The organism is Rodentibacter trehalosifermentans (genome assembly GCF_002000545.1).
Lineage (GTDB): Bacteria > Pseudomonadota > Gammaproteobacteria > Enterobacterales > Pasteurellaceae > Rodentibacter > Rodentibacter trehalosifermentans.
In genome coordinates, this window is the sequence record NZ_MLHL01000019.1 from 47,250 (window position 1) to 61,765 (window position 14,516).

Consider the following 14,516-nt stretch of genomic DNA (forward strand, 5'->3'; position numbering starts at 1 on the left):
TCAAAATCAACCGCACTTTTGTTTTGGTGTTTCGCCTTGTTTTAACGCTTCGCCGAGCCGAGATAAATGGCGAACAAGGTCAAAGTAGCGCCAAGCCATTGCCATTGGTTGATGACTTTATCCAAATAAAAATAATCAATCACTAAGGCGGCAACAGGTTCGGAAAGTAATAATAAGCCTGTTAAACCGAGAGAAAGTAAAGGGATCGCATAGGCGATCATTGCCCAGGCCACGCACTGCATCACTGCACCATAAATGATAATTAAGCCCCAATCTTGCCAATTTGTTGGGTAAAGTTGAGCGGCATTAAAAATTAATGAAGGCACAATCAGTACCAATGCACCGCTAAAACTGATGATGAGCATTAAAGGAAATAAAGCGGTGGGCTCTTCTTGATGGACTTTTTTCACCATTACCATTGAGCCTGCCAGCATCATCGCAGAAAGCAGGCCAATAATGATACCGTAAATGCCTTCAATATTGTGCTGTAATTCTTCGCCGGCGATTAACACCACCCCAACAACGGCCAACACAAGGCTAAATAACTGCAATTTGCTTTGTCGTTCGGAAAAGAAAAGAAATCCAATCACCGCTAAAAAGAAAATTTGAAGGCTGTTAAGTAAGGTGGAAATGCCGGGTCCTACGGCATAAATACTTTCGTGCCAGAAGGCGAGATCAAAAGCGAGGAAAATGCCTGACAATACACTGTAAAATAACGCTTTTCGACTTTTCGGGAAATTCTGGCGTTTTAATTTCATCAAAAGGAAAAAAATGCCTGAGGCGATGAGCAAACGCCAAAAGGCAATGGCATAGCCACCCACGGGGACAAATTTTACAATAATGCTGCCCAAACCGAACAAAATGCAACCCACCACCAACATTGCAGCGGCATAACGATGTGTTTTTTGACTCATACAAAACGCATCCATAAAGGTAAACAAGCGCCAATGAAAAGCAAAATAAATAATGTATTTATACTTAACCCCCATTTCTTAACACTATGGATGGCTAAAATTGCGGCGATCATTAAATGACAAATAAAATAGATGGCATAGGCAAAAACGCCTTCAGAATTGACCGCACTTTCCAAGCCGTTCAATATCAAAAAAATGAATATCACAGCCGCATTGAGAATCAGCAAAATCATCATCACGAAAGGGAATAAAGCAATCAACCCTTGCAAGCGGCTTTTGGCGATTAGAAGCGATAAATTCGCTAAAATTACGCCTGCTAAAATCGGGGCTATGGGGTTATATTCGGCAAAATCGGACAACGGAAGCAGGCTGAGCGACATGAACCCCGCCAGTCCCCCCAAACCGCCAACTAATGCCGCCATCAATAAAAAACTATTACGCAGTTTTTCTTCTTTGGGCTGTTTCCAAATAAAATAGACAATAGAAAGCCCACATAGACAGAGCACATTGGTAAAGGTAGGCTCTGGAGATAACAGGCTCATCACAAACCAGACAATCCAATATAAAGCAAAAGCCAAATTGACTTTAATTAGTCGTCCACGCTGCCCCGGGCAAATTTCCCCTTTATAAAACACCAATAATGAGATTAACTGGGCGACAAGTACCGTTAAGCCTAAATGCGACAACACTTGAGGTTGGGATTGAAAAGAGAAAATGAAAAGATCAACAGCAAGCACCATCACAACAGCAAGGATTGAAAGCGGCACTAAAAAAGATTTTGAAGCTTGTTCGGACATGGTTAAAAAAGATAAAAAAATAATGCGCCATTATGCTAAAAATCCCGACTATTTTAAAGTAGAATGAAGGTCAAATTTAATCTCGTTTGCGACCGCACTTTAGGAGCCTGAATGTTACTGAGCATTTTATATATCATTGGTATCACCGCCGAGGGAATGACGGGCGCATTGGCGGCCGGTCGGGAAAAAATGGATATTTTCGGTGTGATTATCATCGCCTCTGTCACCGCCATTGGCGGCGGTTCTGTGCGTGATGTGTTACTCGGGCACTATCCTTTGGGCTGGGTAAAACATCCCGAATATTTTTTGGTGGTGGCAGGGGCTGCGGTGATGACCGTTTATATCGCCCCTTTTATCAATCATTTTATGCGTTATTTCCGAATGATTTTCTTGGTATTAGATGCCATGGGCTTGGTCGTGTTTTCAATTATTGGCGCCCAGATTGCAATGGATATGGGGCATGGTATCACCATTGTTTGTATTGCAGGCTGTATTACCGGGGCATTTGGCGGCGTATTGCGTGATATGCTTTGTAACCGTATTCCCCTTGTTTTTCAAAAAGAACTCTACGCCAGTGTTTCACTCTGTGCCACTCTGACCTATTTCGGACTGATGGCCTTGCAAATAGAACAAACCCTTGCGGTGTTAATCACTTTAATCAGTAGCTTTACACTGCGAATTTTAGCCATTCGTTTTGAATGGGGGCTGCCAGTGTTCAACTATCAAGAATTGACAAGCGATCATCAAGATAAATTGCCCAAGAAAAAGAAATGAAGAGAAATAAAATTGATTAAGAGTGCGGATTACATAGCAGTTGCACAAATCGGATTTCGTTTATTTAATAATGGCTTATGTCCCTTAATCCCCCCGCCCGTTTAAGACAGAGGGGAAGAAATCCAAGCAAGCCGTGGAGGGCGGGATACCTTAAAATATCAATTCAGCTGCTTGTTATCATCCATCAAACTATCGCATTCCCAACCGATATAATCGCCCATAAACTGCCGTGCCAACTTTTCAAACTTTTCCACCAGTTCAAAAATTTCGCCATTATCAAGGGGAATTTCTTGCTCAAGTTTGACCAAATAATAGGGCTCATCATCTTCATGAAATTGGATAGCTTGAGCGGAATATTGCAATGTAGTAAAGGAATAATCCCCCAAACTCAGCTCATCCATAAAAGGAAACATTTTTTGTTCCTCGTCAAAGTGAAAACTATGTTCAACCAAATAGGTATCACTTAAATCACGCCCTTTGCTTTGCAATAAACCCAGCAATTCCTCTGTGGCATTCATTTTGATCTCAAGGGGCGAAGCAAGCAGAAAATCAAAGTAAATATCCCAATTCGGATCATCCTGAACCGTCACATCCTCCACAAAATCGATTTGCGATAAGGTTTCAAGCAAGATTTCCGAGTGTTCGCAATAAAAGTGTATTTTCGCCTGTCCGTTACAAATAAAATGCCCAGCAAAAAACACGTTTGGAAGTGCGGTCAATTGTGCGAGAGTTTTGAAGATACGATTAATGAGCTTGTCATACTCCCCTTCTGAGGGAAGCCCGCTCTCATCACTGTCATAATTAATGGTAAATTGCACAATTTTATTGCAATTCTTACCATGAAATTGATCGATGTTTTCAATATTTGCGGTAAACACTGCAGGCATATCATTCACCATAGAACGGTAATTCTGCCAATTTGCCATATCCATTTTTTTGTCCTATTTAAATTCCGCCCAAATCGGTGCGTGATCAGAAGGTTTTTCCATTGCCCGAATATCCAAAGCAATGCCGGCGTCAACACAACGCGCTGCTAAGGCATGGTTTACTAAAATATGGTCAATACGTAAACCACGATTATCATCAAAGCCTTTTGAACGGTAATCAAACCACGAGAATTGATCATTTGCGGTAGGGTTCAATCTGCGGAAGCTATCCTCCAAACCGTAATCATATAAACGCTGATACCATTCACGCTCTTCAGGCAAGAATGAGCATTTTCCGGTACGCAGCCAACGTTTGCGGTTTTCTTCTCCAATGCCGATATCCAAATCACTTGGGCTGATATTCATATCACCCATAATTAAAACCGGGTTGGCTTTATCGTGATCTTGCTCTAAATAACGCTGTAAATCCGCATAAAATTTTTCTTTTGCCGGGAATTTGGTTTCGTGGTTACGGCTCTCCCCTTGTGGGAAATAGCCGTTAATCACTGTCAGCAAGCCAAAATCCGTTTCCAAATCCGCCATAATAATGCGTTTTTGTGCCTCTTCACCATCCGTTGGAAAACCACGGCGAACGGCTTTTGGCGCTTGTTTGGTAAGTAACGCCACGCCATAATGACCCTTTTGCCCATGGTGGAAAACGTGATAGCCTAAATTTTCCGTGATTTCATAAGGAAAAGCCTCATCCGCCACTTTAATTTCCTGTAAACCAATCACATCGGGTTGATATTTTTCAATCACCGCCTCCAATTGATGAGGACGGGCACGCAAACCATTAATATTAAAAGAGATAAATTTCATTTCAGTTCCTAGTTACAAAAATTGTAGGTATTATACAGGGATTTTCCCTTTTCCGAAAAAAGGGTTTTCATTTATTTTCATCTTCACACTGTCTTTTTGCCACCATTTCCCCTCTTTCGGCATTGCCTTCACATCAAATTTTTCACCGTAAAATTCAAATTCAAGCCTTGCGGCGTGGAGATAAGTGCGGTCAATTTCAGCTATGTTTTTGCCATAAAGATCATCGCCTAAAATCGGGCTGCCAAGACTTTTCATTGCCACACGCAACTGGTGGGTTTTGCCCGTTTGGGGCCTGAGGAAAAACAGGCGTAAATGGGGTTCACAGCTAACGGATTCAAACCTTGTAATCGCCGGATTTTCTTTGCTTTGGCAGAGTTTCCACGCACCGTTACGGGCTTTTTTCATATCGCCGATAATCAAGCCTTGTTTCTTTTTCGGTTTTTGATGGCTCAAGGCAAGATAGGTTTTGTGAATCTGATGTTCGGCAAAAAGTCGTGAAAATTCCGACGCACTTTCTACATTTAAGGCAAGAATTAATAAGCCTGAGGTGATTTTATCCAAACGATGTATCAACCACACTTGCGGCACGCCAAGTTGATTCGCTACCTGCGTGGTTAGCCCCTGAGTTTCCCGATCTTTATGCACGCTGATGCCACAAGGCTTGTAAATAATGATAAAATCACGATGTTGATAAAGAATGTCAAATTGCATAAGTGCGGTTAAAATTTTATGAATTTTGAACATATTATACTGGTTTATATTATTCCTGTGTTGGCGTGGCTGACAATTATCTCAGTGACCCTTCGTCTTTTGGTGAAAAAACAATCCTCCTCTGCCACCCTCTCTTGGCTTATGCTGATTTATCTTGTACCGGTTGTCGGGGTGCTTGCCTATTTTATTTTTGGCGAGGTGAAACTGGGAACAAAACGGGCGAATGCCTTTCAAGCATTGCACGCCAAATACAGTAAATGGCTCGCCCATTTATCACAACAGTCGGCACTGGTGAGTACGCCAAAAAGCTTACAATATCGACCGCTCTTTGATCTCAACTATCGCCGTCTTGGTATTCCTTGTATCAAAGGTAATGAACTGCATATTTTGGATACTCCTGAAACTATCGTTCACAGTATTATCAAGGATATTCAACAAGCCCGTTATTCTATCAATATGGTGTTTTATATTTGGTCGAATAAAGGCATGATTGAAGAAGTCAGCCAAGCCTTGTTGGATGCCAAACAGCGCGGCGTGGAAATTCGAATTTTATTGGATTCCGTAGGCAGCCGCCCGTTTTTGATAAGCAAAGCCTGCCGGGATTTGCGGGAGCAAGGCGTTGAAATTGTGGAAACCCTGTATGTGAATTTATTCCGAATGTTTTTCAGTCGCATTGATTTACGCCAGCACCGAAAAATTATCGTCATTGATAATCAAATTTCCTACACGGGCAGTATGAATATGGTCGATCCTGCCTTTTTCAAACAAGATAGCAAAGTGGGAAATTGGGTGGATATTATGGTACGGATCAATGGTGCGGTGTCGGCGGTGTTAAACAGCCTGCACGCTTGGGATTGGGAAATTGAAACCGGCGTGGAATTGCCGCTATTTTTGCCCAACTGTCCGATTGTACCCATTGATGATTATGACACCCACTCTGTGCAAGTGATCGCCACAGGCCCGGCGTTCCCCGATGATCTTGCGCCTCAAAGTTTAGCCTTGGCAATTTATGCCGCCCGAGAAAGCATTGTCATCACCTCGCCCTATTTCGTGCCAAGCCACAGCATTGCCGAAGCCCTTCGCACAGCAGCATTACGGGGCGTGGACGTTTCCATCATTCTGCCGAAGAAAAATGATTCGCTCATGGTGGGTTGGGCAAGCCGCACTTTTTTTGACGATCTCCTCGCTGCCGGGGTGAAAATCTATGAATTTAACACCGGTTTATTGCACACCAAAAGCGTGCTGATTGACGACAAACTCGCTTTGGTCGGCACAATGAATATGGATTTACGCAGTTTCTTCTTAAATTTTGAACTGGCAATTGCGGTAGAGGATCGAGCCTTTGCCAATGAAGTGGCGATTTTACACGAAAGCTATATTGCCAATTCCGAGCAGCTCGACAGCGGAAAATGGCTTTCCCGCCCTTTTTATTATCGCATTATTGAGCGTTTGTTCTTTTTGTTTAGCCCACTGTTATAATGGTTCTGCTGAGTTTGAAATAAGAATAATTTTCATATAGAATGTTACCAACTTTTTGATTTAATATTTCCCCTTGAGTTATTGTGTTTCAACTTCAGCAAGTTTCCTTTTCCATTCCTCAGCGTACCTTGCTCCATCCCACGTACCTTTCCTTTGAAAGCGGTAAAGTTTATGGCTTAATCGGACATAATGGTTCCGGCAAATCCACATTAATCAAACTGATGGCTCGTCAACAAAAAATCTCTTCAGGTGAAATATTGTTGGCTAATCGTTCTATTCACCAGTGGAAGAGCCGGGATTTTGCCAAGCAAGTGGCTTATTTACCGCAACATTTGCCACAAGCCACCAATATGACAGCAAAAGAACTGATCGCTATGGGACGATATGCGTGGAATGGGCTATTTGGGCGTGAAACACAAGCAGATAGACAGGCTATCGCACGGGCATTACAACTCACCCACACAGCACCATTTGCCGATCAACAGGTGGATACCCTTTCCGGTGGCGAGCGTTCGAGAATTTGGCTTGCGATGCTATTGGCACAAGAAAGCCAATTTTTACTGCTTGACGAACCCCTCGCGGCACTGGATATCGCCCATCAAGTAGAAGTGATGCAACTGGTTCACCAGCTTAGCCGTGAATTAAATCTCGGCGTGGTGATTGTGATTCACGACATCAACCTTGCCGCCCGTTTTTGCGATCATTTAGTGGCATTGCACAGCGGAAAATTATTGGCACAAGGCAATGTACAAGACATCGTCAATAAAGCCTCATTACAGCAAATTTACGGCATTGAACTCAATGTTATCGAACATCCTGAAACTCATCGTCCCGTGAGCTTTTATTAAAATGTTGTCCTGTTGTCTTAAAAATTCACGGCTATTTTTATGCCTAATCACTGAGCTGATAATTTCTGCCTTCGCCGCCGTTAGCAAAGCGAACATTCAAAAAACCTTGTTTTTTGTGACCACACTTTTCAGTCTGCCAAGTCAGGCGGACGAGCCGCAAGCCGGCTATACCATGCAAACCGGTTATGACACGCAAGCCGCTTATGCCACAGTGGATTGGACGGTTGCCGAAACCCTCATTGCTCTTGACCAACCGCCCCTTGCCGTGGGCGATGTGAAAAGTTATCAAACTTGGGTAATAGAGCCCCAACTACCTAAAAATACCATTGATTTAGGCGTTCGTTTACAACCCAATGCCGAGCGCATTGCCGCCCTTTCTCATTCCTTTAAGTCATTAACCTTTATTCACAGCCAATTCTACGCCGCCCTCAATGAAAAATTAGCCCCTTATGGCAAAGTTTATAATGTGGATTTTTACAAAGAAGGGAATGCTTGGGAAAACGTGGTCGCCGCTACACAAAAAATCGGCGATATTATTGGCAAACCGCAAGCTGCGCAACAATTATTGTCGCAATATCAAAAGGATATCGATCATTATCGTCCGCTATTGCAACCCTTCACCGATCGCCCTATCGCGTTGGTGCAATTTATCGATACCCGCCATTTACGCATTTATGGTGAAAATAGTTTATTGGGTGAGGTTATCCGCCAACTGGGTTTTAAAAACGCTTATACCGCTCAAGTCAATAACTGGGGCTTCCAAAATATTGACATTACCGAGCTGGCAAAATTGCCTTCAAATACTCGTTTTGTGGTGATAAAACCTTATCCTAGTCATATTGCGACTGCCCTCACCCACAATACATTATGGCAACGTCTGCCTCTTGCTAAATCACCGTTGATTTTACCGGCAGTGTGGACTTTCGGTGCACTCCCTTCTGCCCAACGTTTTATCGGTATTTTTGCCCATGGATTATTACAAGGAGGCGAACAATGGTAACCCGCCCTTCTTTATTCTTTCTCCTTTTAAGCGGATTATTCTTAGGGCTTTTAATTAGCGTATTAACCCTACAACTGCCTGAAAATACCAGTATTTGGGCGCTCATTCAACCTACCGATAATCTGGATTTATTATTAGTACAAAGCTATACCCTACCTCGTATTGCCATTGCCTTGCTCGCCGGTGGCATACTGGCTTTTGCCAGCCTACTATTACAACAGGTGATGGGCAACTCTTTGGCTTCCGATAGTACATTAGGTATAAATAGCGGTGCACAATTTAGCTTATTTGCTGTCGCTATTTTTGCGCCCCAACTGTTGCAATATAGCTCAAGTTTCATTGCCCTTGTCGGTGCCGGATTAAGTTTAGCATTTGTGCTGGCACTGGCAATGCGGAAAACTCTCTCGCCATTATTACTGATTCTTTCAGGGCTTGTGGTGAATCTTTATTTTGGGGCTTGCACCGCAATGATGATGTTATTTTACCCGGAAGAAGCCCGGGGGCTAGCACAATGGGGGGCAGGCTCGCTTGTGCAAGAAAGCTGGCGTGACAGTCAACTTTTGGCAATACAAAGTGCGGTCTGTTTTTCGATTATTTTTTTATTGCGCCGTCCGTTTGCTATCCTTGCGTTAAATGATAGTAACGCCACAAGCCTTGGTGTGCCGGTAGGAAAACTGCGTTTTATCGGCATTGTAGTCAGTGCCTATTTGATCGCTGCTGTAGTCAGTGCCGTAGGAATGATTGGCTTTATTGGTTTAGCGGCATCAACCATGGTTCGCCAACTTCGCATCCGCACTCTTACCCGACAACTGCTCGCCTCTGTTCTTCTTGGGGCATTATTACTCGCCATCACCGATTTATTTTTACAACTCATCAGCCTTTATTATCAAATAAGCCTGCCAACCGGCGCAGTAACAGCATTGCTCGGCACACCATTACTCCTTTGGTTAATGTTTCGTGCATTACCCCATAGCGGACGTTTAACCGGCACGGCATTACAAAAAGTCCGCCAATATCGACCGCACTTTACTTGGATGATTATCGCCTTTTTCGCCATAAGCCTGATGATCGCCCTGGGCTTGGGGAAAAATGCTAGCCACGCTTGGCAAATTCTTACCCCCGATAGCGACTTTAATATGGATATTCTCGCCCTGCGTTATCCCCGAATATTGATCGCCATTTGTGCCGGCATTTTGCTTTCCGTGGCAGGGGTATTATTACAGCGTTTAACCCTTAATCCGATGGCAAGCCCTGAATTATTGGGCGTGTCTTCCGGGGCAAGTATGGGAATTTTAGTGTTACTTTTTGCCTTCTCCGCCCAAACGTCCCTGTGGTTTTGGCTTGCCGGTATCGGCGGTGCATTGATTGCATTAATCATTCTTGCCGCCATCAACCAACGCAATGGAATGTTGCCGGAAAAAGTGTTGCTGACGGGGATCAGCCTGTCCGCCTTATTTGATACGCTGCAACGCCTCGCCATCGCCAGTGGCGATCCCCGTGCAAGCCAATTAATCAGCTGGACGTCCGGCTCAACCCAAAGTTTGGACGCCGACCTCGCCATTCCCTTTAGCTTATTGGCGTTGGGGTTATTAGGCGGCAGTTTGGCTTTCAGCCGTTGGCTGGATTTGCTCCGCCTGCAAGCCCCTATGGCACAGGCGTTAGGGCTTAACATTTCTCAAACCCGTTGGATTTTAATTATTTTTAGTGCGATTTTGACCGCACTTGCCACGCTGATTATCGGTCCACTCAGCTTTATTGGCTTGCTCGTGCCGCACCTCACCCATTTTTTAGGCATACACAAAGCACGCCAACAATTACTGATTTCCGCCCTCCTTGGCAGCACCATTATGCTCATTGCCGATTGGATTGGGCGACAAATTTTATTCCCTTATGAAATCCCCACAGGCTTAGTTGCCACGTTAGTGGGGGGAACTTACTTTTTGCTGATGATGCGGAAAGTCTAACAATGGATTAACCCTAACCTTCAATTAAGGATAAAAAATGAAAAAAAGCTTTGTTTATAGTGCACTGACAAGTGCGATCATCTTGGCAGTAAATTCTGCTTATGCCGAAGAGCAAAAAGTGGAAGAATTGGATGTCATTGAAGTCAGTGCTGATGCTTCACAAGAAGGGCTGGCAAAGGAATTTGCCAGCGGTCAAGTGGCTTCCGGTAGTCGTGTAGGTATTTTAGGCAATAAAGCTAACTTAGAAAATCCCTTTGCGACCACAAGTTATACCAATAAATTTATTCAAGACAAACAAGCCCGTAGTGTAGCAGATGTATTGAAAAACGATCCTAATGTGCGTGTTGCCCGTGGTTTCGGTAATTTCCAAGAAAGCTATTTTATGCGTGGTTTCATTACAAATTCGGACGATATTCTCTATAACGGTTTATATGGATTATTACCCCGTCAATATATCGCCTCCGAAATGTTTGAACGTGTTGAAGTCCAACGTGGCGCCTCCGCATTCTTAAATGGTATGGCTCCGGGTGGCGGCTCTATTGGTGGAGCCATTGCATTAATGCCAAAACGGGCGGGAATGGAAGATCTGAACCGTTTAAATATTGGTATTTCAAGCAATGAACGCACCAATGTTGGAGCAGATATTTCTCGCCGTTTTGGAGACAATAAGGAATTTGGCGTACGTTTAAATGCTGCCCATACAGAGGGAGAAAGTGCCATTGATAGTGATAAAGCCCGTAATACAGTCTTCCATTTAGGGCTAGACTGGAAAGGCGATAAAGCCCGAGTATCTGCCGATTTAGGTTATCAGAAAAACCATTTAAGCAATCCTCGCCCGAGCGTAACGTTAGACGGTGTCACCGAAGTCCCGAGTGCCCCTAAAGCCACAAGCAACTGGGGACAACATTGGACTTACTCTGAAGAACGTGATGTTTTTGGTACATTACGTGCCGAATATGATTTTTTACCGAACTTAACCGGTTATGCCGCTTATGGTTTCCGTGATGGAAAAGAATCAAACGTATTGGCTAATCTAACCGTTCGTAACAATAATGGTGATGGCACAGAATATCGTTTTGATAATGAACGCCGTAATATTATTCATACTGGGGAAATCGGATTAAAAGGCTCTTTTGAAACAGGCTCAGTCGGTCACGAAACGGTATTAAGCGCAAACCATTATCAAGAAAAGCGTAAAAATGCCTATGTAATGGATTTTTTCAATACCTTTGCTACAAATCTTTATTCACCACGCTATATTAATGAAATTTCTTATGCTAACAATGCATTTAGAGGAAACAACTTAAACTCTCCGGCTTTAACCAATCGTGTCGTGCTTACCAGTGTTGCTTTAGGCGATACGCTATCGTTTTTGGATAAAACATTACAAGTTACTTTAGGCGCCCGTTGGCAACAACTGTCATCAAAAGATTTTGCCTACGATACCGGCGTACAATCCGCTAATTATAAAGAAGCCAGAATTAGCCCTAGTGTAGGGGTGGTTTATCGTTTTACACCGGAATTTTCCGTGTATGGTAACTATATTGAAAGCCTCTCACAGGGCGATACCGCACCAAATGATGCAATCAACCAAGGGCAAACACAAAAACCTTATGTGTCAAAACAAAAAGAAATTGGCGTGAAATATGAATCACAAAATGGATTCGGTGCAAGCCTTTCTCTCTTTAGCACAGAAAAACCACGAGGTTATTTAGACGCCAATAAGTACTACACCACCAAAGGTAAAGATCGCCACGATGGGGCGGAAATCAATATTTATGGTCAAATCATAACTAACTTGCGTTTGCTTGGTGGGGTGACATTCTTGCATGCCAAACAACGGGATACCGGTTCTTCCGAGACTGATGGCAAATACACCATTGGTGTACCAAAATTCCAAGGTAATTTAGGATTGGAATATGATGTCAAAGCCATTGAGGGCTTAACCCTTGAATCCCGTGTTACCTACACCGGTTCAAGCTATGTCGATGCACAAAATACCCTGAAAGCGAAAGATTGGACACGTGTCGATATTGGAGCTCGCTATATTGCTTTATTCGGCGATACACCGGTTACCCTGCGAGCCCGTTTGGATAATTTAACCAATAAAAAATACTGGGAATCCGTTGGAGGACATCCGGGTTATGGTTATTTAGTTTCGGGTGCACCTCGCACCTTATCAGTGAGTGCCACCATTGATTTCTAATAAAACAAAAAGTGCGTCATCTTGACGCACTTATCTTCTTTCCTTCGATTTTTAAACCAATTCCTTTTCCCTCACTTTTTTATTCAACACTACCTCTTTTATTGTGCTCAACAGTTCTTTTTGAATATGAGAGAGTTTCGGCTTTTCAGCGGGTTGAAAAGCAAGGGGGCGGCAAAACGCCATGGCTTTTACCCCTAAACGGGCAGTGAGCAAACCCACTCCAATACCTTGTGCCGCTCGGGCGGAAAGTTTTGCGGTAATATCTTGTGAAAGCCAATCCATCCCAATCTCTTGTACCACTTCGGTGACCCCGGCAAAGGCGATATTCACCAATACCATACGCAATAAACGAATACGGGCGAAATAGCCTAGCTCAATGCCATAAATTTCAGCAATTTTGTTGATTAATCGAATATTTCGCCACGCTACAAAAAACATATCCACTAAGGAAAGGGGGCTAATTGCCACCACCACGGCAGATTCTGCCGCCATTTGGCTTATCAATTTTTTCGCTTTTTGATCGAAGGGTTTCAATACATTTTGGCTGAATAATTGTGCCACCTCTTGGGCAGAATAAGCCTCATTCAGTAAACGTTGCCATTGCACGATAGCGGGCGATTGCTCATCTAACTGCAAACTTTTTGCCATTTCCAAACAAAGCTTTTTCCCCACCTCACCTTCTCTATCAAAAACACTTTCATTGCCGAGCTCACTTTTTTGCCAGAGCAATTGGCTTTGTTGTTGCAACCTTTCCCGTTTTTTCAAGCGCACCAAACGCTGCCATTCCCCCAGCATTTCTTTGATACCAAACAGCACCACAATCAAACTCACGAGAGAAAAGGCAAAATAAATCCATTGCCGGTTCTGAAAACTGTCCCAAATCCACTGCACGGACTGCGCAATGATTGCCGCACCAAATAAAAGTGCGGTCAATTTCAACAGCGTTTTCCAACCTTTTGGCTTCGGTTTTATCACCTGTTCAAATTGCTCATCAAGCCACTCCCCCTCTAAAGGTTCATCTTCAATGGCTTCCACACCAATAAATTCTTGTTTTGGCTGGAAAGTTTCTGCCGAAGGCTCATCATATTGGTTGAAAATTTGCTTTTCCATTATAAAATACACCCTATTTCTTATTTTCTTTCATCGCATTGAGGCAGTGCGATGATATTTGCCCTGATTATTTATTCATACAAACATGACAACACAAACACCAATTTCATTCCCGACTTATGTCCAAATGTATCCCTATTCTAAGGATCGTCCGTTAATTAAACAATTGCGTGAGAAATTTCGCTATTATACCTACACCTTCCTTTACCAAAAGCAATGCCGGCAACTCATTGAATTCCTCAATAAAAACCCTTTATGGCAACCCCTGTTCAGGCAAGATTATTATCGTTTTAATCCACTCTTAACAACCTATTGTGATAAACGCTTTTCTGCCTCACAACGCTTGGCTGCCATTACACAACATTTACAACTTGCTGAAGAAAAATGGGGAGTTCCGTTTTGCTCAACCTTGCTTAACGCACAAGTGATCCCACTTTGTCAATTAACCGAGGATCTTTCCCTGAATTTAAGCCTCAATTTTATTGATCCTTTTGAAGGCTATTTTGCGATCAATCTTAGGAATAAAAATAACGAGCGGATTTACGATGCTTCTTTTACCTTTTTATCGCCCAATAAGTTGTTGATTGCCTCGATGCAAGGCCCTTATTATGAAAACGCCCAAGCACTTATCAAAAAAGCAACAAAGGATTTACACGGCCTTCGCCCAATGTTTATGCTAATGCAGGTCTTTCGTGAATTGGCAAAACATTGGCAATGTGATTTGGTTGGCATTCCCCATAAATCTCAAGGTAAATACCGTCTTTCAGCCCGCAGCAAAATATTGTTCGATTACGATGAATTCTGGCAAGAAAACCAAGGGGTTTATCAAGCGCCTTATTGGCAACTCCCGCTTGATAATGAACATAAACCTTTAGAGGAAATCGCCAGTAAAAAACGTTCAATGTATCGTAAACGTTACGAGATGCTCGATCGTCTCACCAATGAAATTGCAAGGCGTTTTTCCTAGT

General features: G+C 43.2%; 13 protein-coding genes. 7 read left to right on the top strand and 6 right to left on the bottom strand.

The window, feature by feature from the left end; genetic code table 11:
* Window positions 1-41 precede the first annotated feature (41 nt).
* Together BKK52_RS04460 and BKK52_RS04465 are read right to left on the bottom strand one after the other, a co-directional pair.
* A complete protein-coding gene (locus tag BKK52_RS04460; RefSeq protein WP_143531384.1) occupies window positions 42-914 on the bottom strand; it encodes a DMT family transporter in 873 nt (290 codons plus the stop codon).
* Window positions 911-1,711, bottom strand: a complete 801-nt coding sequence (locus BKK52_RS04465) for a hypothetical protein (RefSeq protein WP_077420185.1) — start codon at window positions 1,709-1,711, stop codon at window positions 911-913. Before BKK52_RS04465 ends, BKK52_RS04460 begins: the two co-directional genes overlap by 4 nt.
* A 111-nt stretch (window positions 1,712-1,822) precedes the next feature.
* Between BKK52_RS04465 and BKK52_RS04470 the strand changes: the two genes are divergently transcribed.
* The gene (locus tag BKK52_RS04470; protein ID WP_077420186.1) at window positions 1,823-2,485 is read left to right on the top strand and encodes a trimeric intracellular cation channel family protein; all 663 of its coding nucleotides are present in this window, start codon (window positions 1,823-1,825) and stop codon (window positions 2,483-2,485) included.
* 158 nt (window positions 2,486-2,643) lie between these two features.
* Here the strand turns inward: BKK52_RS04470 and BKK52_RS04475 are convergent, their stop codons facing one another.
* Genes BKK52_RS04475 through BKK52_RS04485 form a run of 3 tightly spaced genes read right to left on the bottom strand, consistent with a single transcriptional unit; the run spans window position 2,644 to window position 4,941 of the window.
* A complete protein-coding gene (locus tag BKK52_RS04475) occupies window positions 2,644-3,417 on the bottom strand; it encodes a TIGR01619 family protein (RefSeq protein WP_077478046.1) in 774 nt (257 codons plus the stop codon).
* A 9-nt stretch (window positions 3,418-3,426) separates the two neighbouring features.
* Window positions 3,427-4,230: an exodeoxyribonuclease III gene (gene xthA / locus BKK52_RS04480; protein WP_077420188.1), complete on the bottom strand. Its 804-nt coding sequence runs from the start codon at window positions 4,228-4,230 to the stop codon at window positions 3,427-3,429.
* A 30-nt stretch (window positions 4,231-4,260) separates the two neighbouring features.
* Complete coding sequence (locus BKK52_RS04485) at window positions 4,261-4,941, bottom strand: TIGR01621 family pseudouridine synthase (protein WP_077420213.1); 681 nt, start codon at window positions 4,939-4,941, stop codon at window positions 4,261-4,263.
* Window positions 4,942-4,959: 18 nt separating this feature from the next.
* Here BKK52_RS04485 and cls point away from each other — a divergent pair, with 18 nt between their 5' ends.
* The 5 genes from cls to BKK52_RS04510 all read left to right on the top strand — a co-directional run bounded on the left by cls (window position 4,960) and on the right by BKK52_RS04510 (window position 12,438).
* Entirely contained in the window at window positions 4,960-6,420 is a 1,461-nt protein-coding gene (gene cls / locus BKK52_RS04490; protein ID WP_077473487.1) for a cardiolipin synthase, read from the top strand.
* An 83-nt stretch (window positions 6,421-6,503) separates the two neighbouring features.
* A complete protein-coding gene (locus BKK52_RS04495) occupies window positions 6,504-7,268 on the top strand; it encodes an ABC transporter ATP-binding protein (RefSeq protein ID WP_077478048.1) in 765 nt (254 codons plus the stop codon).
* A 172-nt stretch (window positions 7,269-7,440) separates the two neighbouring features.
* Entirely contained in the window at window positions 7,441-8,268 is an 828-nt protein-coding gene (locus BKK52_RS04500) for an iron-siderophore ABC transporter substrate-binding protein (RefSeq protein WP_077420215.1), read from the top strand.
* The gene (gene fhuB / locus BKK52_RS04505) at window positions 8,262-10,232 is read left to right on the top strand and encodes a Fe(3+)-hydroxamate ABC transporter permease FhuB (protein ID WP_077420191.1); all 1,971 of its coding nucleotides are present in this window, start codon (window positions 8,262-8,264) and stop codon (window positions 10,230-10,232) included. Before BKK52_RS04500 ends, fhuB begins: the two co-directional genes overlap by 7 nt.
* Before the next feature lie 37 nt (window positions 10,233-10,269).
* The gene (locus BKK52_RS04510; protein ID WP_077478050.1) at window positions 10,270-12,438 is read left to right on the top strand and encodes a TonB-dependent receptor; all 2,169 of its coding nucleotides are present in this window, start codon (window positions 10,270-10,272) and stop codon (window positions 12,436-12,438) included.
* Window positions 12,439-12,489: 51 nt separating this feature from the next.
* Here the strand turns inward: BKK52_RS04510 and BKK52_RS04515 are convergent, their stop codons facing one another.
* Entirely contained in the window at window positions 12,490-13,548 is a 1,059-nt protein-coding gene (locus tag BKK52_RS04515; RefSeq protein WP_077473489.1) for a TIGR01620 family protein, read from the bottom strand.
* An 85-nt stretch (window positions 13,549-13,633) separates the two neighbouring features.
* On the opposite strand from BKK52_RS04515, the gene BKK52_RS04520 reads away from it, so the two are divergent.
* Window positions 13,634-14,515 carry a VirK/YbjX family protein gene (locus BKK52_RS04520; RefSeq protein ID WP_077478052.1) on the top strand — a complete coding sequence of 294 codons (882 nt, stop codon included), beginning with the start codon at window positions 13,634-13,636 and terminating at the stop codon, window positions 14,513-14,515.
* The last annotated feature ends 1 nt before the right edge of the window (window position 14,516 follow it).